This is a genomic window from Streptomyces sp. HUAS MG56 (assembly GCF_058673395.1).
On the sequence record NZ_CM178722.1, the window covers coordinates 7,965,389 to 7,986,070 of the forward strand.

The 20,682-nt window shown below is 72.5% G+C and carries 19 protein-coding genes and 1 pseudogene; 16 read left to right on the forward strand and 4 right to left on the reverse strand.

What is annotated here, in order from left to right:
• Positions 1–115 precede the first annotated feature (115 nt).
• The 3 genes from AC4OXY_RS37225 to AC4OXY_RS37235 all read left to right on the forward strand — a co-directional run bounded on the left by AC4OXY_RS37225 (position 116) and on the right by AC4OXY_RS37235 (position 2,006).
• Positions 116–325, forward strand: coding sequence for a hypothetical protein (locus AC4OXY_RS37225; protein WP_491991805.1), 210 nt, complete (start codon positions 116–118; stop codon positions 323–325).
• Between the two features lie 125 nt (positions 326–450).
• Positions 451–1,209 carry a peptidoglycan-binding protein gene (locus tag AC4OXY_RS37230; RefSeq protein WP_491991806.1) on the forward strand — a complete coding sequence of 253 codons (759 nt, stop codon included), beginning with the start codon at positions 451–453 and terminating at the stop codon, positions 1,207–1,209.
• Complete coding sequence (locus AC4OXY_RS37235) at positions 1,206–2,006, forward strand: helix-turn-helix domain-containing protein (RefSeq protein ID WP_491991807.1); 801 nt, start codon at positions 1,206–1,208, stop codon at positions 2,004–2,006. The genes AC4OXY_RS37230 and AC4OXY_RS37235 overlap by 4 nt, the downstream gene beginning before the upstream one ends.
• A 79-nt stretch (positions 2,007–2,085) precedes the next feature.
• Here the strand turns inward: AC4OXY_RS37235 and AC4OXY_RS37240 are convergent, their stop codons facing one another.
• Entirely contained in the window at positions 2,086–2,511 is a 426-nt protein-coding gene (locus tag AC4OXY_RS37240; RefSeq protein WP_356030506.1) for a hypothetical protein, read from the reverse strand.
• Positions 2,512–3,125: 614 nt separating this feature from the next.
• Here AC4OXY_RS37240 and ltrA point away from each other — a divergent pair.
• Entirely contained in the window at positions 3,126–4,388 is a 1,263-nt protein-coding gene (gene ltrA / locus AC4OXY_RS37245) for a group II intron reverse transcriptase/maturase (protein WP_491991808.1), read from the forward strand.
• Positions 4,389–4,913: 525 nt separating this feature from the next.
• Here the strand turns inward: ltrA and AC4OXY_RS37250 are convergent.
• On the reverse strand, positions 4,914–5,297 hold the full coding sequence (locus AC4OXY_RS37250; protein ID WP_491991809.1) for a barstar family protein: 384 nt from the start codon (positions 5,295–5,297) through the stop codon (positions 4,914–4,916).
• A 121-nt stretch (positions 5,298–5,418) separates the two neighbouring features.
• Here AC4OXY_RS37250 and AC4OXY_RS37255 point away from each other — a divergent pair, with 121 nt between their 5' ends.
• The 7 genes and pseudogenes from AC4OXY_RS37255 (at position 5,419) to AC4OXY_RS37285 (ending at position 13,417) form a co-directional block, all read left to right on the forward strand.
• A complete protein-coding gene (locus AC4OXY_RS37255) occupies positions 5,419–6,252 on the forward strand; it encodes a M55 family metallopeptidase (RefSeq protein ID WP_356030504.1) in 834 nt (277 codons plus the stop codon).
• Positions 6,245–7,585, forward strand: coding sequence for a M20/M25/M40 family metallo-hydrolase (locus AC4OXY_RS37260; protein WP_491991810.1), 1,341 nt, complete (start codon positions 6,245–6,247; stop codon positions 7,583–7,585). The genes AC4OXY_RS37255 and AC4OXY_RS37260 overlap by 8 nt, the downstream gene beginning before the upstream one ends.
• Before the next feature lie 28 nt (positions 7,586–7,613).
• Positions 7,614–9,566 (forward strand): prolyl oligopeptidase family serine peptidase, encoded by a 1,953-nt coding sequence (locus tag AC4OXY_RS37265; RefSeq protein WP_491991811.1) that lies wholly within the window; start codon positions 7,614–7,616, stop codon positions 9,564–9,566.
• The gene (locus tag AC4OXY_RS37270) at positions 9,563–10,495 is read left to right on the forward strand and encodes a S66 peptidase family protein (protein WP_491991812.1); all 933 of its coding nucleotides are present in this window, start codon (positions 9,563–9,565) and stop codon (positions 10,493–10,495) included. The genes AC4OXY_RS37265 and AC4OXY_RS37270 overlap by 4 nt, the downstream gene beginning before the upstream one ends.
• 57 nt (positions 10,496–10,552) lie before the next feature.
• Positions 10,553–11,122, forward strand: a complete 570-nt coding sequence (locus AC4OXY_RS37275; protein WP_491991813.1) for a GNAT family N-acetyltransferase — start codon at positions 10,553–10,555, stop codon at positions 11,120–11,122.
• A 28-nt stretch (positions 11,123–11,150) separates the two neighbouring features.
• Positions 11,151–11,264: pseudogene (locus tag AC4OXY_RS37280) on the forward strand (arginase family protein); the annotation flags it as partial.
• Positions 11,265–11,407: 143 nt separating this feature from the next.
• Entirely contained in the window at positions 11,408–13,417 is a 2,010-nt protein-coding gene (locus AC4OXY_RS37285) for a DUF5107 domain-containing protein (protein ID WP_491991814.1), read from the forward strand.
• 9 nt (positions 13,418–13,426) lie between these two features.
• On the opposite strand, the gene AC4OXY_RS37290 is transcribed toward AC4OXY_RS37285, so the two are convergent.
• The gene (locus AC4OXY_RS37290; protein WP_356030499.1) at positions 13,427–13,777 is read right to left on the reverse strand and encodes a VOC family protein; all 351 of its coding nucleotides are present in this window, start codon (positions 13,775–13,777) and stop codon (positions 13,427–13,429) included.
• Positions 13,778–13,939: 162 nt separating this feature from the next.
• On the opposite strand from AC4OXY_RS37290, the gene AC4OXY_RS37295 reads away from it, so the two are divergent.
• The gene (locus AC4OXY_RS37295; RefSeq protein ID WP_402067802.1) at positions 13,940–15,796 is read left to right on the forward strand and encodes a transketolase; all 1,857 of its coding nucleotides are present in this window, start codon (positions 13,940–13,942) and stop codon (positions 15,794–15,796) included.
• 99 nt (positions 15,797–15,895) lie between these two features.
• On the forward strand, positions 15,896–16,657 hold the full coding sequence (locus AC4OXY_RS37300; RefSeq protein WP_376288726.1) for a GvpL/GvpF family gas vesicle protein: 762 nt from the start codon (positions 15,896–15,898) through the stop codon (positions 16,655–16,657).
• A 3-nt stretch (positions 16,658–16,660) separates the two neighbouring features.
• On the opposite strand, the gene AC4OXY_RS37305 is transcribed toward AC4OXY_RS37300, so the two are convergent.
• Positions 16,661–17,482, reverse strand: a complete 822-nt coding sequence (locus AC4OXY_RS37305; protein WP_491991815.1) for a class I SAM-dependent methyltransferase — start codon at positions 17,480–17,482, stop codon at positions 16,661–16,663.
• A 269-nt stretch (positions 17,483–17,751) separates the two neighbouring features.
• On the opposite strand from AC4OXY_RS37305, the gene AC4OXY_RS37310 reads away from it, so the two are divergent.
• The 3 genes from AC4OXY_RS37310 to AC4OXY_RS37320 all read left to right on the forward strand — a co-directional run bounded on the left by AC4OXY_RS37310 (position 17,752) and on the right by AC4OXY_RS37320 (position 20,502).
• Complete coding sequence (locus tag AC4OXY_RS37310; RefSeq protein WP_356030495.1) at positions 17,752–18,408, forward strand: histidine phosphatase family protein; 657 nt, start codon at positions 17,752–17,754, stop codon at positions 18,406–18,408.
• Positions 18,409–18,479: 71 nt separating this feature from the next.
• Positions 18,480–20,099, forward strand: coding sequence for an ABC-F family ATP-binding cassette domain-containing protein (locus AC4OXY_RS37315; RefSeq protein ID WP_376288723.1), 1,620 nt, complete (start codon positions 18,480–18,482; stop codon positions 20,097–20,099).
• Positions 20,100–20,244: 145 nt separating this feature from the next.
• Positions 20,245–20,502 (forward strand): DUF6158 family protein, encoded by a 258-nt coding sequence (locus AC4OXY_RS37320; RefSeq protein WP_356030493.1) that lies wholly within the window; start codon positions 20,245–20,247, stop codon positions 20,500–20,502.
• Positions 20,503–20,682 lie beyond the last annotated feature (180 nt).

The following is a 20,682-nucleotide window of genomic DNA, read 5'->3' on the forward strand; positions in this document are numbered from 1 at the left end:
CGACTGCGATCAACGCAAGACGAACAACGGGGTGAACACCATGCACGGCGGCGGAGGATTCAGCGGGGGCGGCCACCACGGGGGCGGCTTCAGCGGACACCATCACAGCGGTGGCTTGAGCCATCACCAGCACAGCGGTGGATCGGGTCACCACGGCAACCACCACCATCACACCGGGGACGGGCAGAGCTTCGTCTGGATCCCCTCCTTCCGCCGTCGTGAGCCGTTGGGCCACGTCACGCGAGCGGATCCCAGGCGCGTGACACTGGGTCTCGTCGCGGTGCTGGCCGTGGGCGTCCTCGCGGCGCTGCTGGCGGCTCACTAGGCGCCCCGGCCGAAGCCCTTGCCGCCGCGGCCCGCCGCGCGTCGTCCCACAGGTGTTCGGGCCGCTAGGATCACCGCCTGACGGTGTGTGGAGGCGGCCTCCGCGTCCGTCTGAGGGGGCGGTTCATGGCGCGGTGGCGTGCGTTGCCGGAGGGGCTCGATCCGGCGGTTGCCAAGCTCGTGTCGCGGTTGCGGCAGCTGAAGGACGCCAGTGGGAGGACGATTCCCGAACTCGCCAAGGACACGGGATACAGCACCTCCTCCTGGGAGCGCTACTTCGGCGGTCGGGCGCTGCCGCCACGCGAAGCGGTGGAAGCGCTGGCACGGGTGGTGGGCGCGGACGCCGTCCGGCTGCTGGCTGTGCACGAGGTGGCGGAAGAAGCATGGCGCACGCAGCCGAGTGCCGCCGCCGTCGACGTGTCGCCGCGGCTTGAGGAGACCGAGAACGGGCCGCCGGCCTCTGCCGGGACGGCTGGCGGCGCGGAGTCGCGCCGGTCATCGGTCTGGCGGTCGGTGCTCATCGCGGGCGCCGGGGCTCTCGTCGGTGCGAGCGCCACCGCGCTGCTGATGGCGCCGGGCGCCGGCGCCCGGCCCTCGGCAGCCGTGGCTCGACGCGTCATCTACACCTGCGTGTACAGCCGCCGGGACGGGCTGTGGTACGCGGGGAACAGCACCACCCGCACACAGCAGCTCGTCGTCGACACGACCGGCTCCGATGTCGCCGAGCTGCAGTGCCTGCTGCAGCGCGCGGGCATCACACCGGGTGGCATCGACGGTTCCTTCGGGCCGCTGACCGAGGCCGCGGTGATCCGCGCGCAGAAGAAGTTCGGCCTGGACGTCGACGGGCAGGTGGGCCCGCGCACCTGGGCGGCGTTGCGCGGATGAACCCGACGCCGCCCGAGTGCGCGCGGCTGGCGGCCGAACTGCGCCGGCTGCGCGAAAGCTCCAAGCTGACCCTCGCCACGCTGGCCGAGGAGTCCGCGTACAGCACATCGTCCTGGCAGCGCTACCTCAGCGGCAAGGCGCTGCCGCCCTGGCTTGCCGTGCGCGGGCTGTGCCGCCTCGCGGGCGAACCGGAGCCGCGGATGCGCGCGCTGTGGGAACTGGCCGAAGCCGAGTGGAGCCGCCGCGGTTCGATCCGGCCGGCCCGAACGGAGGGTCAGGACGATGCGCCCACCGATGCGGAGGCCGTACCCCCGCCGGCCGTCCGCCGGCTCGGGCGCCGCCGGGCCTGGCTCGTCACGGTGGTCGGAGGGGTGCTCGCGGCGTGCGCGGCGTTGGCTGCCGTGTCCACCGCCGGCACGGGCGGTGGCGGGGGCTTCCACGTCTCCTGCAGCGGTGCCGCCTGCAATGGTCAGGACCCGGGTGTGACGCTGTGCGGGGTCGAGCCGCAGACGCTCCTGGACGTGGTCACGCCGGGCGGGGCCGGGTTGGAGATCCGGTCCAATCCGCTGTGCCGGGCGTCGTGGGCCAGGGTCTGGAACACCCGGCTCGGCGACCGCCTCACCCTGAGCACACGCGGCGAGCCGGAGCAGAGCGTCACCGTCGACGATCCCAGCCTCGTGGACGCCTTCGTCTACACGCCGCTGATCGCACTCCCCGCCCGGCACGCGCCGCTGACGGCCTGCCTGACGACTCCGCCGGGACGTACCCGGCTGTGCTACTCCGCGCCCGCCCCGTGAGGGACGCCCGCCGAGCCTTCTCCGGCCGAAGCGGAGGGAAGCGAGCGGCGGTCGTCCGGCACCGGGCGATCGTGCCGGCCTAGGCGCTGACGGTGCCGCAGTTCTCGGCGTCGTTGTAGTACTTACCGCCCTGGTATTCCCAGAGGATCGAACAGTAGGTACCTGCGGCTATGTTCTTGTTCGGGTATATCTGGCAGCCGACGACCGCGGATCCGTCGCTGGTGGTGACGGTCGCCGAGTTGCAGACCACACCGTTCGGCCCGGTGACCTCTTCGTGGACCGGGTACCCGAAACCCACATGCGTGGACCACCCACGCACCTCGGAGGCGTAGAGGCCGGCGCCACTGATGTACATGCAGTTGTCGACGCCGGAGTCGCCGTTGTGGCCACATTCGTCGAACGTCATCGGACGGACGGTCACAGCCGATGCGGACGCCGTCTGAGCCGCAATGCCCAGCAGAAGCACGGATGCCGATACGAGTATCCGCTTGATGCTGTTCGTCATTGGAGACCTCTCCCCGGTGCATGGATCTTGATTGTGTGTCCTGAACATGAAAGGGAGTTGGCGTAGGGAAACTTCTGGAAATGGTGCTGTGCGGGAGATGAAGGTTTGGCCCTTCGGAGCCGCCCTGCGGGGGGAGGCTCCAAACCCCCTCATGCTGCGTTAGCTGAAGACTGTCGTGGTAAGCGATGAGGAAAAGGCGCCGTAAGAGGCGTCAGGTGGGGACCGGAAAGACGAACGCAAGTGAACCGCTGTGGACGTGTCGAAATCCATTCAGACGACATCAAAACCGGGGTGTAATAAGAATTCCGGGATGAGCTTGGCGGGTGCCCGCCGATTGGCCAAGCGGTGTCCGGCATGGAGGCGGCGTGAGTCCGGTCTGCGGCTTCCGCATGGAACAGGAGAAGGCGTGTCCCGCTACCGACCTGCCCCACGGGCTGGCGACAGGGAGTGTCTCAAGTGGCAGAAACCACGAGAGATCGAGTACCGAGGCGGGGTGCGCTGGCGGACTGGCCCGTAGTAGCGAGGAAGCCCCTGTAACGGGGGCGGAGCGAAGGGGTCAGGTTGTTCGTGACTGAGTTGATCGCATCAACCGGAAGCTCTCCGGGAGGAATTCGATGGGCCAGTTGAAATCACCGGCCAAGCCGTTTGATATCTCGAAGTGGGAAGTCAAGGAGGCGTGGGAGGAAGTCAGGACGAATAAAGGCGCACCGGGCGTGGACGGGCAGAGCATCGACGAATTCGCGAAGGATCTTGACGGGAACCTGTACAAGATCTGGAACCGGATGTCGTCCGGCTCATACTTCCCACCTCCGGTGCGTGCGGTGGAAATCCCCAAGCCACATGGCGGAGGCACGAGAATGCTGGGCATTCCCGCCGTCGCCGATCGCGTGGCACAGACCGTCGTGGCCCGGCATCTGATGAGACGAGTGGAGCCCATCTTCCACCCCGATTCATTCGGATACCGACCCGGACGGTCCGCCTTGGACGCGGTAGAAAAGTGCCGCGAACGCTGCTGGAAGCGCAACTGGGTGGTTGAATTCGACATCCAGAAGTTCTTCGACAGCGTGCCGTGGGACCTGCTCGTCAGGGCGGTGGAAGCGCACACCGACGCCATTTGGGTGAAGCTGTACGTGCGGCGGTGGCTTGCGGCCCCGCTCATGATGCCCGACGGCATGCTGGCCCAACGGGAAGCGGGGACGCCGCAAGGCGCCCCGGTATCTCCCGTTTTGGCAAATCTGTTCCTGCACTACGCGTTCGATGTCTGGATGGACCGGGAGTTCCCGACCGTGCAGTTCGAGCGCTACGCGGACGACGCGGTGCTGCACTGCGTCACCGAGCGCCAGGCCCGCCAGGTGCTGGCCGCGCTCCAGGACCGGATGAATCAGGTCGGATTGCGCCTGCATCCGACCAAGACGAGGATCGTGTACTGCCAGGACGGCAAGCGCACCGGAACCTTCCCGGACACCGCGTCCACCTTCCTGGGATACACCTTCCGTGCCAGAGGCAACCGGAGTCGGCAGGGCACGATGTTCCTGGCCTTCGACCCGGCCATCAGCAAGGACGCCCTGAAAAGGATCAGCCGGCAGGTGCGGTCGTGGCACCTGCACAGACGGACCGATCTGTCCTTCACCGACCTCGCCCGATGGATGAATCCGATCGTGGCGGGATGGATCAACTACTACGGCCGTTTCCGACCGCGTGAGTTGCGTCCCCTCCTCCAGCGCATCAACGCCTACCTGGTGCGCTGGATCCGCAAGAAGTACAAACGGCTGGCGGCCAAGCGCAAGGCCATCGCGAAACTGCAGGAGATTGCACACCGCTACCCCCGCATGTTCGCGCACTGGCGCTGCACCACGACACCCGCATCGGCTTGGTGACCAGAACGACAAGAGCCGTGTAACGGGCGACTGTTACGCACGGTTCTGTGAGAGCCGGGGGGTGAGACTCCCCCCGGCTACTCGACCCTGGACGTCCGAGCCCGGGCAAGCCCACTTGGGACAGCCCCGGGCCGGACGTGGTGCGGCCGACCGGACGGAATCCTGGCGGGGTCTGGCAGCCGGAGGCCAGGAGCCCACGGGGAAGTGATGACTTCGTGGGACGACAAGACGCCTGACCAGCGGCGGAGCGCCGACCCGTGACGGCGGCGCGGGCCGTCTCACGGGCCGGAAGTGCGCACGCGCTTCAGTGCGGCGGAAGGGCCGGGCATGTGATGGCCGCGGGGCTCGCTGGTGGTCCGGAAGGAATTCGGGCACGCCGACGGGAGGCGGGCCCATCCGTGTGTTCTTCGACTGTCGGCTTGCCTCCGGCGGCCTCGGCCGGGCGGCCCGTGAGCAGTCCGGTCTGTCCTGCCGGCCGCGTCGACGCAGGCCGGCTGTCCGATCTGCGACGAGTCCGCCGTGCTCCTACCGGAGCATCAGGCCCCCGGGAAGTTCTTCTTCGATGATCTCGACCAGCCAGTCGAAGGCGGTCGGGCCACGTCCCGCGCGGGCTTCTGCGAGCCTGGCGGCCATGCGGTCCTTGTGCGTCGGGTGACAGCGGGCGAGCCACATCTCAAGCTGACGAGCCGTTTCGTGGTGTCCGAGGTGCCGGCGGGACACTTCGTGATCACGCCACTCGATCTCGAAGTCACCGTCGTCCGGTGTCCCGAAGCCGCCGCGGAGGCAGTCGGCGAAGGCATCGAGGTTCCGCCCGAAGTAGCCGCCGCAGCCCATGCTTTCGCCGACGACCCGCCAGAAGTCCTCCAGCGTCCTGACCCTGCTGCCGTCCCACACGTATCTCACCGTCACAGCCCGCAGAGTACGCCCGGCGCGGCGGCCGGCCTGCCCCTCGACAGAGTTCCAGGCAGTGGGCTCGGCCTCCGTTCCGCCTCGTAGGAAGTTCCCCCGCCGACGCGTACCGTGAAGCACCATGAAGATCCTCATCAGTGCCGACATGGAAGGGGCCACGGGCGTCACGTGGCCGGCCGACGTACTGCCGGGGACACCGCAGTGGGAGCGGTGCCGGTCGATGTTCACCTCGGACGTGAACGCCGCCGCGCAGGGCTTCTTCGACGGCGGCGCCGACCAGGTGCTCGTCAACGAGGCCCACTGGACCATGCGTAACCTGCTGCTGGAGCGGCTGGACGAGCGGGTCGAGATGATCACCGGACGGCACAAGACCCTCTCCATGGTGGAAGGCGTGCAGCACGGCGACGTCGACGGTATCGCTTTCGTCGGCTACCACGCGGGCGCCGGCACGGAGGGCGTCCTCGCCCACACCTACCTCGCCAACCAGATCACCGGGGTGTGGCTGAACGACGTCCGCGCCAGCGAGGGTCTGCTCAACGCGCACGTCGTCGCCGAGTACGGCGTGCCCGTCGTCCTCGTCACCGGCGACGACCTCGCCTGCGAGGACGCGCTCGGCTACGCCCCCGAGGCGCTGAAGGTCGCCGTCAAGGACCATGTGTCGCGCTACGCCGCGGTCTGCCGCACACCGGCCCGCACCGCCGCCGACATCCGCGCGGCCGCCAAGGAGGCTGCCAGGCTGGCGGTCCGTCAGGAACCGGTGCAGGCCGGGCCGTTCACCGTCGCGGTCGAGTTCGACGCCGAGCATCTGGCGATGGCCGCCACCGTCGTCCCCGGGGTCGCGCGGATCGGGGAGCGGAAGGTGGCGTACACCAGCGCCACGATGTACGAGGGGATCCGGACGTTCAAGGCGGTCACCACGATCGTCTCCGCCGCCGTGGAGGAGCAGTATGGCTGACCGGCAGGTCGACGAGCAGACCGCTGAGCGGGTCGACGAGCAGGCCCTGGCCGAGGTCGTGGAGTTCACCTCCGGCCTGATCCGCATCGACACCACCAACCGGGGCGGCGGGGACTGCCGGGAGCGGCCCGCCGCCGAGTACGCCGCCGAACGGCTGGCCGGCGCGGGCCTTCACCCGATGCTGCTGGAGCGCACCCCCGGCCGCACCAACGTCGTCGCCCGCATCGAGGGCACCGACCCCGGCACCGACGCGCTGCTCGTCCACGGTCATCTCGACGTGGTGCCCGCCGAGGCCGCCGACTGGAGCGTGCCCCCCTTCTCCGGGGAGGTCCGCGACGGGGTGGTGTGGGGGCGCGGCGCCGTCGACATGAAGAACATGGACGCGATGATCCTCGCGGTCGTCCGCTCCTGGGCCCGCCGCGGCGTACGGCCCCGCCGGGACCTCGTCATCGCGTTCACCGCCGACGAGGAGGCCAGCGCCGAGGACGGCTCCGGCTTCCTCGCCGACCGCCACCCCGAACTCTTCGAGGGCTGCACCGAGGGCGTCAGCGAGTCCGGCGCCTTCACCTTCCACGACGGCGCCGGCCACCGGATCTACCCGATCGCGGCCGGGGAGCGGGGCACCGGCTGGCTGAAGCTCACCGCGCGCGGCCGGGCCGGACACGGCTCCAAGGTGAACCCGGAGAACGCGGTCACCCGGCTCGCCGCCGCCGTCACCCGCATCGGCGAGCACCAGTGGCCGCTCCGCCTCACCCCGACCGTGCGGGCCGCGCTCACCGAACTCGCCGCCCTCTACGGCATCGAGCCCGACTTCCGGGACGTGGACCGGCTGCTGCACAAGCTCGGCCCGGCCGCCAGGCTCGTGGAGGCGACCGTCCGCAACAGCGCCAACCCGACCATGCTGCAGGCGGGTTACAAGCTCAACGTGATCCCCGGCGAGGCCGTCGCCTACGTCGACGGGCGGTATCTGCCGGGCGGCGAGGAGGAGTTCGCCGCCACCCTCGACGAGCTGACCGGCCCCGACGTGCACTGGGAGTTCGCACACCGCGAGGTGGCCCTGCAGGCGCCGGTGGACTCGCCGACCTTCGCACGGATGCGGGCCGCCGTCGAGGAGTTCGCACCGGACGGGTACGTGGTGCCGTACTGCATGTCCGGCGGCACCGACGCCAAGCAGTTCTCCCGGCTCGGCATCACCGGCTACGGCTTCACCCCGCTGAAGCTGCCCGAGGACCTCGACTACCAGGCCCTCTTCCACGGCGTGGACGAACGCGTACCCGTCGAGGCGCTCCACTTCGGCGTCCGCGTGCTCGACCGCTTCCTGCGCACGGCCTAGACCAGTCCCGACGAAGGAGGACACCGGAGTGCTGACCGCCCCGTACGGAACCTGGCCGTCACCCGTCGACGCGACGCTGGCCGCCGCGCACGACGGACACCCGGAGTGGGTGGAGTTCGTCGGGGACGAGGTGTGGTGGACCGAGCCCCGCCCCGCCGAGGGCGGCCGCCGGGCCCTGGTGCGCCGCACCGCCCACGGCACGCAGGAGACCGTGCTGCCCGCGCCGTGGAACGTGCGCAACCGGGTCGTCGAGTACGGCGGCCGCCCCTGGACCGGAGCGACGCGGGACGGCCGGCCGCTGATCGTCTTCACGCACTTCGCCGACCAGCGGCTGTACCGGTACGAGCCCGGCGGCGAGCCGCGCCCGCTGACCCCGCTCTCCCCGGTCGGCGCGGGCCTGCGCTGGGCGGACCCGCACCTGGACACCGCCCGCGGCGAAGTGTGGTGCGTGCTGGAGGAGTTCACCGGGGACGGACCCGGCGACGTCCGCCGCCTCCTGGCCGCCGTACCGCTCGACGGATCCGCCGCCGAGGACCGGGGCGCGGTGCGCGAACTCACCGATGGCCGGCACCGGTTCGTCACCGGCCCGCGCGTCTCGCCCGACGGCCGCCGGGCCGTGTGGCTCGCCTGGGACCATCCGCGGATGCCGTGGGAGGGGACGGAACTGCGCGTCGGCGAGATCGGTGCCGACGGAACACCGCATACCGTCCACACGGTCGCCGGCGGGCCGGGCGAGGCGATCGCCCAGGCGGAATGGCATACGGACGGCAGTCTTCTGTATACGAGCGACCGCAGCGGCTGGTGGAACCTCTACCGCGACGGCACCCCGCTCTGCCCCCGCGAGGAGGAGTTCGCGGGCCCGCTGTGGAAACCGGGCCTGCGCTGGTTCGCGCCGCTGGACAACGGGCTGATCGCGGTCGTACACGGTAGAGGGTCGACCGTACTCGGAATACTGGATACAGAATCCGGTGAGGTCGTCGACGCCGCCGGACCCTGGACCGAGTTCGCGCCCGCCCTCGCCGCCCACGGCAGCCGGGTCGTCGCGGTCGGCGCCGGCCCCCGCACCGCCCACGAGGTGGTCGAACTGGACACCGTCACCGGCCGGGCCCGCGCCGTCGGCGCCCGGCACCGGGACGCCGTCGACCCCGCCTACTACCCGGAGCCCCGCACCCGCACCTTCACCGGCCCCGGCGGCCGCGAGGTGCACGCCCACATCCACCCGCCCCGCCACCCCGCCCGCACCGCACCCGACGGCGAGGCCCCGCCCTACGTCATCTGGGCGCACGGCGGCCCCACCAGCCGGGCACCCCTCGTACTGGACCTCTCCGTCGCCTACTTCACCTCGCGCGGCATCGGCGTCGCCGAGGTGAACTACGGCGGCTCCACCGGATACGGCCGCGCCTACCGCGAGCGGCTGCGCGAGCAGTGGGGCGTCGTCGACGTCGAGGACTGCGCGGCCGTCGCCCGCGCCCTCGCCGAGGAGGGCACCGCCGACCCCGCCCGGCTCGCCATCCGCGGCGGCAGCGCCGGCGGCTGGACCGCCGCCGCCTCCCTGGCCACCACCGACGTCTACGCCTGCGGCACCATCGCCTACCCCGTCCTCGACCTCACCACCTGGGGCCCCGGCGAGACCCACGACTTCGAGTCCCGCTACCTGGAGTCGCTGATCGGGCCGTTCGCCGAGGTGCCGGACCGGTACGCCGAACGCTCGCCCCTCACCCACGCCGACCGGCTCACCGTGCCGTTCCTGCTGCTCCAGGGCCTGGACGACGTGATCTGCCCGCCCGCACAGTGCGAACGCCTCCTCGCCCGGATCCGGGGCCGCGGCGTGCCGCACGCCTATCTGACGTTCGCGGGGGAGGGGCACGGATTCCGGCGGGCCGAGACGATGGTGCGCGCGCTGGAGGCGGAGATGTCGCTGTACGCTCAGGTGTTCGGGCTGGACGCGCCCGATGTCCCGAGACTGGAGCTGCACCCGTGAAGGAGACGAAGGAACTGGCCCGGCCGAGGCGGCTGGCCCCCGGCGCCCGCGTCGCCGTCGTCGCCCCCAGCGGGCCGGTGCCCGAGGAGCGCCTCCAGGCCGGGCTCGACGTGCTGCGCGGCTGGGACCTCGACCCGGTCGCCGCACCCCATGTCCTCGACCGGCACGGCGAGTTCGCCTACCTCGCCGGCAGCGACGCCGACCGTGCGGCCGACCTCCAGAACGCCTGGTGCGACCCCACGGTCGACGCCGTCCTGTGCGCCCGCGGCGGATACGGCGCACAACGCATGATCGACCTGCTCGACTGGGACGCGATGCGCGCCGCCGGGCCGAAGGTCTTCCTCGGCTTCAGCGACATCACCTCCCTGCACGAGGCCTTCGCCACCCGCCTCGGACTCGCCACCCTGTACGGGCCGATGGCGGCCGGCATCGACTTCATCAAGAACACCCGGGCACAGGAACACCTGAAGGCCACCCTCTTCGCCCCGGAGACGGTCCGCACCATCGCCTCCGGCGGCACGGCCCTCGTGCCCGGCCGCGCCCGCGGCATCACCCTCGGCGGCTGCCCGGCCCTGCTCGCCACCGACCTCGGCACCCCGCACGCCCGCCCCTCGGCGGCCGGCGGGCTGCTGTGCCTGGAGGACGTCGGCGAGGAGGCGTACCGCCTGGACCGCTACCTCACCCAACTCCTGCGCGCCGGCTGGCTGGAGGGCGTGCGCGGGATCCTGCTGGGCTCCTGGGAGAGGTGCGGCGACTACGCCGCGGTGCGGTCCATGCTCGCCGACCGGCTCGGGACGCTCGGCGTGCCGGTGGTGGAGGAGTTCGGCTTCGGGCACTGCGCGGGCGCGCTGACGATCCCCTTCGGCGTCGCGGCCGAACTCGACGCGGACACCGCCACGTTGACCCTGGACGAGCCGGCCCTGCGCTGACCGCACCGGGCCCGGCGCGCGGATGCGGCACGGCCGGTGACGTCGTACGCTGGCCGGATGCCGCACACCGCGCCCCACTACCTCGCCCAGGGCCCTCGCGTGGCCGTCCGTCACTTCACCCTCCAGGACGGACCCGAGTTCACGGCCCGCACCCGCGAGAGCAAGGACCTGCACCGGCCCTGGCTGTTCCCGCCGGACAACGACGAGGCCTACGCCGCCTACGCGGGCCGGCTGATCGAGGACCCGACGAAGGCCGGCTTCCTGGTCTGCGAGAAGGACGACCAGGGCAGCGGGGGCGGTGGGGCCATCGCGGGCTTCATCAACATCAACAACATCGTGCGGGGCGGCTTCCAGTGCGGCGCGCTCGGCTACGGCGCCTTCGCGCACGCCGCCGGGCGCGGCCTGATGCGCGAGGGCCTCGACCTGGTCATCGACTACGCCTTCGGTCCCCTCGGCCTGCACCGGCTGGAGATCAACGTGCAGCCCGAGAACACCGCCTCCGTCGCGCTGGCGCGCGGCGCCGGCTTCCGGCTGGAGGGCTTCTCGCCTGCCATGATCCACATCGACGGGGCCTGGCGCGACCACGAACGCTGGGCGCTGACCGCCGAGATGCGGACCGGCAGCTGAGCGCCTCGGCGCGGTGAGGGGACCCGCCCTGCGCGGGTCGGTCGTGCTCGACGCCCCCTGCGACCTGGGCCTGCGCCCGCCCGCCCCGGCTGTCACGAACGCCGTGCCCCCGCGCCACGACGGGGGCGACCGGCAGGAGGGACGTACGGTTCTCCGGCGTCCGTGACCCCGAGGTGCCCGCCCTCGACGGCTTCCGGATGCACCCGGAAGCCGACGTGGTCGTGGCCGCCTTTGCGCAATCCTGACCGGCAGCTCCCCTGGGCAGTGGCTCGCGCTCCGGGTTCCATGGTGATCGTGACGAGGATCCGACGTGAGGTACTGACCCTGCCCGCCGCCGAGTTGGGCCCGGACAACCCCCTGCCCCCGCTGCACCCCCTCGACGAGGTCCACCGCATCGACGACCGCGACCGGGAAGGCATGCCCCGGGACATGGTTCGGCAACTCGGCCACGAGCCGCTCACCAGCCTGCTCCCGGTCCGCGTCCGCGACGGCTACGGCAGAACCCGCACACCCCGCGCCCTGGACGCCCTGGTGATCGAGAACGACCGGCTGCGCGCCACCGTCCTGCCCGGCCTCGGCGGCCGGGTCGCCTCCCTCCTCCACCTGCCCACCGGACGCGAACTCCTCTACCGCAACCCGGTGTTCCAGCCCGCCGACTTCGCGCTCAACGGTGCCTGGTACTCCGGCGGCATCGAATGGAACATCGGCGCCACCGGCCACACCACCCTGTCCTGCGCCCCGCTGCACGCCGCCCGCGTCCCCGCGCCCGACGGCGGCGAGATGCTGCGCCTGTGGGAGTGGGAGCGGCTGCGCGACCTGCCCTTCCAGGTCGACCTGTGGCTGCCCGACGGCTCCGACTTCCTCTACGTCGGCGTCCGGATCCGCAACCCGCACGAGCACCCGGTGCCCGACTACTGGTGGTCCAACATCGCGGTACCGGAGGACGTCCGCGTCCTCGCACCCGCCGACGAGGCCTGGCAATTCGGCTACGAACGCCGCCTGCGCCGGGTCCCGGTGCCCACGTACGACGGCATCGACCGCACCCGCCCCCTCGACAGCCCCTACGCCGCCGACTACTTCTACGACGTGCCGGACGCCCGGCGCCGCTGGATCGCCGCCCTCGACGCCGACGGGCACGGACTGGTGCAGACCTCCACCGACACCCTGCGCGGCCGCAAGCTCTTCCTGTGGGGCCACCTGCCCGGCGGCCGGCGCTGGCAGCAGTGGCTGACCGAACCCGGCACCGGCGGCTACTGCGAGATCCAGGCCGGCCTCGCCCGCACCCAGCTCGAACACGTCCGCCTTGAGGCGCAGAGCGAGGTGTCCTGGCTGGAGGCGTACGGCCCGCTCGACACGCCGGGTGCGGGGGAGTGGACCCGGGCGGTCCGGGGCGCCGAGGACCGGCTGGAGGCGGCCCTGCCCCGCGCCCGCGTCGAGCAGGCCTATGCCCACTGGCTGCCGTGCGCCGACACCGAACCGGCCGCGATCCTGGCCGCCGGTTCCGGCTGGGGCGCCCTGGAGGTGCTGCACTCCGACGGGAAGCTGCCCGGCACCCCGTTCCCCGAGTCCACCCTGGGCGAGGCCCAGACACCCTGGCGGGAACTGCTGCGCACCGGCACGCTGCCCGAGCCGCACCGGGCAGGACCGCCCGGCGAGAGCCTCGTCGCCCCGCACTGGCGGGACATGCTGGAGACCGCGCCCGCCACCCCGCACACCGAGTACCACCTCGGAGTCGCCCAGTGGCACGCCGGCGACCACGCCCAGGCCGTCCGCAGCTGGGAACGCTCCCTGCGACGGGCGTCCTCCCGCTGGCCGTCGCTGCGCTGCCTGGCCGTCGCCGACCAGGCGTCCGGCCACCACGAGCGGGCCGCCGCACGCTACGCGGACGCCTTCGACGACCTGTGCCGCGCCCTCCCCCACGGCCCGAAGGACACGGCACACACCCCGGGCGGCGACGGTGACGGCGACGACGGCGGGATCTGGGCCTCCGCCCAGGCCGCGCTCGGCCGCGAGACCCTCGGGGCCCTGCTGCAGGTGCGGCGCACGGCCGAGGCCCGCGCCGTGTGGGACCGGCTGCCGCCCGCCGTGCGCGAGCGCGGCCGCTTCCGCCTCCTTGAGGCCGAACTGCTGCTCGCCGAGGGCCGGCCCGAGGCGGCGCGGGCCGTCCTCGACGAGGACGTCGAGGTCGCCGACCTGCGCGAGGGCGAGGAGACGATCGGCCGGCTGTGGTCCCGGCTCACCGACGAGCCGCTGCCCGCCCGCCTCGACTTCCGGATGCGCCCGGACCAGCCGTAGCGAGGCGGCTCAGGCCCGCTGCTGGTCCACGTACTCGAAGACCGTCCCGTCCGGATGCATCACCAGCAGACTGCGCCCGGCCGGGCTCGGCAGCGGCCCGGCGAGGATCCGCGCGCCGAGACCGGTCAGCACCTCGTGCGCCTGCGCCACGTCCTGCACCGCGATGGTCGCCGTCACCTTCCGGAGAATCTCCAGCTCCGCCTGCGGCCCGCTCATCAGCAGAAAGGACCCGATCGCGGCGACCTGCACCCCACCGCGCGCGAACCGCTGGGCTCTGCCGCCCGCCAGCCGCTCGTAGAACGGGACCGCGGCTTCGAGGTCATCGACGCAGATGCGCAGTGTGGCGCCAAGAATCTCCATACGGACGAGCCTAGTTGGACTTCCCGGCCGACGGTGGCGCCGCCGGAGCCGGCCGCACACCGCCATGCCGTTCGGGTGACCCGCGGGACGTTTGAGTGCCGCGCTCACGGATACACGGGAAACCTCCCGTGAGCCGACCTGCACAACGATCCGTGGAGAACCATGAACACCGCCGAACTCGACGAACTCGCAGAACTCGCCGCGCAGTTGCGCGTCGACAGCGTACGCGCCTCCGCCGCCGCGGGCTCCGGGCACCCCACCTCCTCGATGTCCGCCGCCGACCTGATGGCCGTCCTGCTGGGGCAGCACCTGCGCTACGACTTCGAACGCCCCGAGCACCCCGCCAACGACCGCTTCGTCCTGTCCAAGGGCCACGCCTCACCCCTGCTGTACGCCGCCTACAAGGCGGCCGGCGCGGTCGAGGACGGCGAACTCCTCACGTTCCGCAAACTCGGCAGCCGGCTGGAGGGGCACCCCACGCCCCGGCGGCTGCCCTGGGTGGAGACGGCCACCGGCTCCCTCGGCCAGGGCCTGCCCGTCGGCGTCGGCATCGCCCTGTCCGGCAAACGCCTGGAGCGCACCGGCTACCGCGTGTGGGTGCTGTGCGGGGACAGCGAACTGGCGGAGGGCTCGGTGTGGGAGGCCGCCGAACACGCCGGGTACGAGCAGCTGGACAACCTGATCACGATCGTGGACGTCAACCGGCTCGGACAGCGCGGCCCCACCCGGCACGGCCACGACCTCGACGCCTACGCCCGCCGTTTCAGGGCCTTCGGCTGGCACGCCGTCGAGACCGACGGCCACGACATCGAGAAGATCGACCAGGCCTACCGCGAGGCACTGGCCACCACCGGCCAGCCCGTCGTCGTCCTCGCCCGCACCCTCAAGGGCCGGGGAGTCGCCGCCGCCGAGGACCACGAGGGCCTGCACGGCAAGCCGCTGCCCCACCCCGAGGAGGCCGTCGCCGAACTCGGCGGACCGCGCGACGTCCACGTCCGCGTCGGCGAGCCGCCCGCCGCCGCCGCGCTGCGCGACCGCACCACCGAGCCGCTCCTGCTCCCGCACTACGACAAGGGCGACGAGGTCGCCACCCGGGACGCCTTCGGCGCGGCCCTCGCCGCACTCGGCACCGCCCGCGGCGACGTGGTCGCCCTGGACGGAGAGGTCGGCGACTCCACCCGCACCGAGGCCTTCGCCAAGGCCCACCCCGAGCGGTTCTTCGAGTGCTACATCGCCGAACAGCAGCTCGTCGCCTGCAGCGTCGGCATGGCCGCGCGCGGCTGGCTGCCGTACGCCTCCACGTTCGCCGCGTTCTTCACCCGCGCCCACGACTTCGTGCGCATGGCGTCCGTCAGCGGCGCCGGGATCAACCTGGTCGGCTCGCACGCCGGTGTCGCCATCGGGCAGGACGGGCCCTCCCAGATGGGCCTGGAGGACCTGGCGATGTTCCGCGGCGTGTACGGCTCGACGGTGCTCTACCCGTGCGACGCCAACCAGACCGCCCGCCTGGTCGCGGCCATGGCCGGCCTCGACGGCATCCGCTATCTGCGCACCTCGCGCGGCGCGACACCGGTGATCTACGGGCCCGGTGAGGAGTTCCCGGTCGGCGGCAGCAGGACGCTGCGCACCAGTGACGAGGACCGGGTGAGCGTGATCGCGGCCGGGGTCACCGTGCCCGAGGCGCTCGCGGCGGCCGACCGGCTCGCCGAGGACGGCATCCGGGTCCGGGTGATCGACCTGTACTCCGTCAAGCCCGTCGACACCGAGACCCTGCGCCGGGCCGCCGACGAGACCGGCTGCCTGCTCACCGTCGAGGACCACCACCCCGAGGGCGGCCTCGGCGACGCCGTCGCGGAGGCCTTCGCCGACGGCCGGCCCGTGCCCCGGCTTCTCCGGCTCGCGGTGCGCACCATGCCGGGCTCGGCCGCGCCCGACGAGCAGCTGAACGCGGCCGGCATCGACGCCGTGGGCATCGTGAACGCCGTGAAACTGCTGGTGGAGGAGAAGGCCGCGCGCTGAGCGGCGCCACAGAGGCCGGCGCCCGCGGCGGACCGCGCCGGCCTCTGTGGCGCGGGCGCGGCCGCAGGGTCAGTCTGGAGCTGGAGCAAAGGAGGGACCATGGCCGGACTGCGCTACGTCTATGCCGTCTGCCGCCCCTTCGACACGCCCCTTCAGTCCCAGCTGACGGGCGTCGCGGGCGCCCCGCCGGGCCTGCTGCGCCACCGCGGTCTGGTCGCGGTCGTCAGTACGGTGCCCGAGGCCGACTTCGGCGAGGAGGCCTTCCAGGCCCACCTGGAGGACCCGGTGTGGCTGGCGGCCACCGTCCGCGCGCACCGCGGTGTGATCGACGCGCTGGCCACGGTCACCACCCCGCTGCCGCTGCGGCTCGGGACCGTCTGCGAGGACGACAGCGTGGCGCGCACGCTGCTGGAGACCCACGAGGACTCCTTCCGCCGGGTCCTGGACCGGCTGGAGGGCCGGGTGGAGTGGGGCGTGAAGGTGTACACGGAGCCGACGGCCGCCCCCGGATCCGCCCGCGAGCCCGGTTCCGCCGCCGGCGCCGGTGTGCCTGCCGGGCCCGGCTTCGCCGCCGAGCCGGGGGAGGCCTTCGTCCGCACCCTGCACGAACGCCTCGCCGGGCGGGCGGAGGCCTGCCGCGTGCGCGTCCCGGCGTGCACCCCGCCGGGCCACGCGGCCCGGAACGTGCTCGACGCGGCCTATCTGGTGCCCCGGGTGCACTGCGAGGAGTTCGTGGAACTGGTGGACCGCACGCGGGCCGAGGAACCGGGAGTCCGGGTGGAACTCACCGGTCCCTGGGCCGCGTACTCCTTCACGGGCGAGGAGACCCGGTACTCCTTCACGGGCGAGGAACCCCGCTGACCTTCAGGCCTCCTTGCGGCACAGGATCTCCCCGTGCAGCACGCCGAACCAGCCGTCCTCCCGCCGGCCCCAGTCCCGCCATGCCTCGGACACCGCCCGCAGCCGCTCCTCGGTCGCGTGCCCGCCCTGCACGGCCCGCTCCGCGTAGGAGGAGGCCACGGTGCGGTCCGCCCACAGCCCGCTCCACCAGGCCCGCTCCTCGGGCGTGGCGAACGTCCAGGTGGCGGACGTCGCGGTGATGTCCCGCAGCCCGGCGGCCCGCGCCCACGCCAGCAGCCGGCGCCCGGCGTCCGGCTCGCCGCCGTTGGCCCGGGCCACCCGCTCGTACAGATCCAGCCAGTCGTCCAGGCCGGGCACCGCCGGGTACCAGGTCATCGCCGCGTAGTCCGCGTCGCGTACCGCGATGAACCCGCCCGGCCTCGTCACCCGGCGCATCTCGCGCAGCGCCTGCACCGGGTCGCCGACGTGCTGGAGCACCTGGTGGGCGTGGACCACGCAGAACGTGTCGTCCGGATAGTCCAGGGCGTGGACGTCGGCGACCGCGAAGTCCACGTTGGCCAGCCCGCGCGCCTGCGCGGTGGCCCGGGCCTGCTCCAGGATGCCGGGCGCGTGGTCGACGCCGGTGACATGACCGTCGGGGACCAGCTCCGCCAGGTCCGCGGTGATGGTCCCGGGACCGCAGCCGATGTCCAGGATCTTCATGTGCGGCTTCAGCGAACCGAGCAGATACGCCGCGGAGTTGGCGGCGGTCCGCCAGGTGTGCGAACGCAGCACCGACGCGTGGTGCCCGTGCGTGTAGACGGCCGTCTCCCGTGCTCTCGGCATGGCGGTTCCCCTTCACCTCTGGTCCGGCGGTGGTCCGACGGTGGTACGGATCACCGTACGCGCGCAGGCCGAATGATGAGACCGCCGTTTCGCATCATGGACTGACGGTGCGTCAGAGAATGGGTGCGCGGACGCTGCCGCGCAAGGGCCGTGCGACGGCGGGCGCGGGCCCGGCGGCCCGGCCCCCGCATGCGTGCGGATACCCTGAGGTGCCCGCTTCCGTGCGCGCGTGCGCCGGGCGCATGACCGGCGCGAAGGGAGAACCCCGCATGCGTCTGCTCCTCGTCCGTCACGGCGAGACCCCCTCCAACGTGGACCACCGCCTGGACACCGCCGTACCCGGACCGGGACTCACCCCGCTCGGCGAGGCACAGGCCGCCGCCCTGCCCGAGGCGCTCGCCGACGAGCACATCGACGCCCTCTACGTCTCCACCCTGCTGCGCGCCCAGCTGACGGCGGCCCCGCTGGCCGCCGCCCGGGGCCTCGAAACCATCGTCCGCGACGGCATCCGCGAGGTGTCCGCCGGCGACCTGGAGATGCTGCCCGGCGAGTCCACCGAGGGCCGGGAGTACATGCGCACCATCTTCGCGTGGGCGGCCGGCGACACCACCCGGCGCATCCCCGGCGGGGAGAGCGGCGAGGCGGCCCTCGCCCGGTACGACGCCGTCGTCGCCGAGGCCGCGGCCGGCGGCGCCGGAACCGTCGCCCTCGTCAGCCACGGCGCCGCGATCCGCCTGTGGACCGCCGCCCGCGCCGACAACGTCGACGTCGCCTTCGCCGCCGCCCGCCCCCTCCACAACACCGGCGTGATCGTCCTGGAGGGAACCCCGGCCGACGGCTGGAAGACGATCTCCTGGCAGGGCGCCGCGGTGGAACCGGCCGGAGAGCCCGGCCCGACGGGAGAACCCCTCGACGCGGCCCGCTGACCGCCCCGGCACCGAACGCCGCCCGATAAGCGTTTGCCCTGTTCACCGCCCACCCCGCACAATGCCAGGTCATGGGACATCTGGAAGCCGCACACCTCGAGTACCACCTCCCCGACGGGAGGACCCTCCTCGGGGACGTGTCCTTCCGCGTCGGCGAAGGCTCCGCCGTCGCCCTGGTCGGCCCGAACGGCGCCGGCAAGACCACCCTGCTGCGGCTGATCTCCGGCGAGCTCAAACCCCACGGCGGCACCGTCACCGTCACCGGCGGCCTCGGCGTCATGCGCCAGTTCGTGGGCTCCGTACGCGACGAGACGACCGTACGCGACCTGCTCGTCTCCGTCGCCCCGCCCCGCATCCGCGAAGCGGCCAAGGCCGTCGACGACGCCGAGCACGCGATCATGACCGTCGACGACGAAACCGCCCAGCTCGCCTACGCCCAGGCCCTCGCCGACTGGGCCGAGGCCCGCGGCTACGAGGCCGAGACCCTGTGGGACGTGTGCACCACCGCCGCGCTCGGCATGCCCTACGACACGGCCCAGTGGCGGCAGGTGCGCACCCTCTCCGGCGGCGAGCAGAAGCGCCTCGTCCTCGAAGCCCTGCTGCGCGGCACCGACGAGGTCCTCCTGCTGGACGAGCCCGACAACTACCTCGACGTACCCGGCAAACGCTGGCTTGAGGAGCAGCTGAAGCAGACCCGCAAGACGGTCCTGTTCGTCTCCCACGACCGCGAACTCCTCGCCCGCGCCGCCGAGAAGATCATCTCCGTCGAACCGGGCCCGGCCGGTGCCGACGCCTGGGTGCACGGCGCCGGCTTCGCCACCTACCACGACGCCCGCCGCGAACGCTTCGCCCGCTTCGAGGAACTGCGCCGCCGCTGGGACGAGAAACACGCCCAGCTCAAGAAGCTCGTGCTGAGCCTCCGCCAGGCGGCCACCGTCTCCCACGAGCTGGCCTCCCGCTACGCCGCCGCACAGACCCGCCTGCGCAAGTTCGAGGAGGCCGGCCCGCCCCCGGAGCCGCCCCGCGAACAGGACATCACCATGCGCCTCAAGGGCGGCCGCACCGGCGTAAGAGCCGTCACCTGCAAGGGACTTGAACTGACGGGCCTGATGAAACCCTTCGACCTGGAGGTCTTCTACGGCGAACGGGTCGCGGTCCTCGGCTCCAACGGCTCCGGCAAGTCCCACTTCCTGCGCCTCCTCGCCGGCGACGACGTGGCGCACACGGGGGAGTGGAAACTCGGCGCACGCGTCGTCCCCGGCCACTTCGCCCAGACCCACGCCCACCCCGAACTCCACGGCCGCACCCTCCTCGACATCCTGTGGAAGGAACACGCCCAGGACCGGGGCCCGGCCATGTCCCGGCTGCGCCGCTACGAGCTGACCCAGCAGGCCGAGCAGGCCTTCGACCGGCTCTCCGGTGGCCAGCAGGCCCGCTTCCAGATCCTCCTGCTGGAGCTCGCCGGCGCCACCGCGCTGCTCCTCGACGAGCCCACCGACAACCTTGACCTGGAATCGGCCGAGGCCCTCCAGGAAGGCATGGAGGCCTTCGACGGCACGGTCCTCGCCGTCACCCACGACCGCTGGTTCGCCCGCTCCTTCGACCGCTACCTCGTCTTCGGCACCGACGGCCGCGTCCGCGAGACCCCGGAACCCGTCTGGGACGAACGCCGCGTCGAACGCGCCCGCTGACCTCCCGCACCCCGCGCCCCCGGGCCTTCGCAGGCTCAGGGCGCGGGATCTTCGTATGGTGGATGGCAGGAACCCCGGCCTCCCGGGATCCTCCCGGCAGCACGCTCGGGGCCGGGACCACGGACACGACGAGCGGGGCACCACCATGACCGGAGTCGACCCCAGCCGACTGGACGACCAGCAGCTCATGAAAGAGCTGGAGACGATCCACCGCACGCGCCACGACACCCTGCTGTACGGCTCCAACGACGCGCTGCGCGCCCACAACGAGCGCATGGCGCAGCTGGAGGGCGAGTACCTGCGCCGCAACCCGCGCCGCCTCGTCAGCGCGGGCCGCACCCGCGAGGGCGCCCGCGACCGCTGCTGCGGCGACACCGCCACCCCGCGCACCGCCGGCGCCTGACCGCCACCCGCGCCCACACCCCCGGGGCCGCCCCTGCCCGGCCTTCGCCCCCACCTGCCCGCGCCCGAACCCTGCCGTGCCGGTCGCCGACCGCGCCGTACCCACCGCCGTACCGCGCCGCGCGGTGCCGTACCGGACGCCGCCGCACCCCTCCCGCGTGCCTGGCCGCCCCCTCGCCCC

Bases quoted from the DNA above. Each gene is read 5' to 3' on its own strand.
- ltrA (WP_491991808.1), top strand. From the start codon at position 3,126: ATGGGCCAGTTGAAATCACCGGCCAAGCCGTTTGATATCTCGAAGTGG.
- AC4OXY_RS37295 (WP_402067802.1), top strand. From the start codon at position 13,940: ATGAACACCGCCGAACTCGACGAACTCGCAGAACTCGCCGCGCAGTTG.
- AC4OXY_RS37235 (WP_491991807.1), top strand. From the start codon at position 1,206: ATGAACCCGACGCCGCCCGAGTGCGCGCGGCTGGCGGCCGAACTGCGC.
- AC4OXY_RS37255 (WP_356030504.1), top strand. From the start codon at position 5,419: ATGAAGATCCTCATCAGTGCCGACATGGAAGGGGCCACGGGCGTCACG.
- AC4OXY_RS37275 (WP_491991813.1), top strand. From the start codon at position 10,553: ATGCCGCACACCGCGCCCCACTACCTCGCCCAGGGCCCTCGCGTGGCC.
- AC4OXY_RS37310 (WP_356030495.1), top strand. From the start codon at position 17,752: ATGCGTCTGCTCCTCGTCCGTCACGGCGAGACCCCCTCCAACGTGGAC.
- AC4OXY_RS37315 (WP_376288723.1), top strand. From the start codon at position 18,480: ATGGGACATCTGGAAGCCGCACACCTCGAGTACCACCTCCCCGACGGG.
- AC4OXY_RS37260 (WP_491991810.1), top strand. From the start codon at position 6,245: ATGGCTGACCGGCAGGTCGACGAGCAGACCGCTGAGCGGGTCGACGAG.
- AC4OXY_RS37320 (WP_356030493.1), top strand. From the start codon at position 20,245: ATGACCGGAGTCGACCCCAGCCGACTGGACGACCAGCAGCTCATGAAA.
- AC4OXY_RS37230 (WP_491991806.1), top strand. From the start codon at position 451: ATGGCGCGGTGGCGTGCGTTGCCGGAGGGGCTCGATCCGGCGGTTGCC.
- AC4OXY_RS37305 (WP_491991815.1), bottom strand. From the start codon at position 17,482: ATGCCGAGAGCACGGGAGACGGCCGTCTACACGCACGGGCACCACGCG.
- AC4OXY_RS37285 (WP_491991814.1), top strand. From the start codon at position 11,408: ATGGTGATCGTGACGAGGATCCGACGTGAGGTACTGACCCTGCCCGCC.
- AC4OXY_RS37240 (WP_356030506.1), bottom strand. From the start codon at position 2,511: ATGACGAACAGCATCAAGCGGATACTCGTATCGGCATCCGTGCTTCTG.
- AC4OXY_RS37300 (WP_376288726.1), top strand. From the start codon at position 15,896: ATGGCCGGACTGCGCTACGTCTATGCCGTCTGCCGCCCCTTCGACACG.
- AC4OXY_RS37290 (WP_356030499.1), bottom strand. From the start codon at position 13,777: ATGGAGATTCTTGGCGCCACACTGCGCATCTGCGTCGATGACCTCGAA.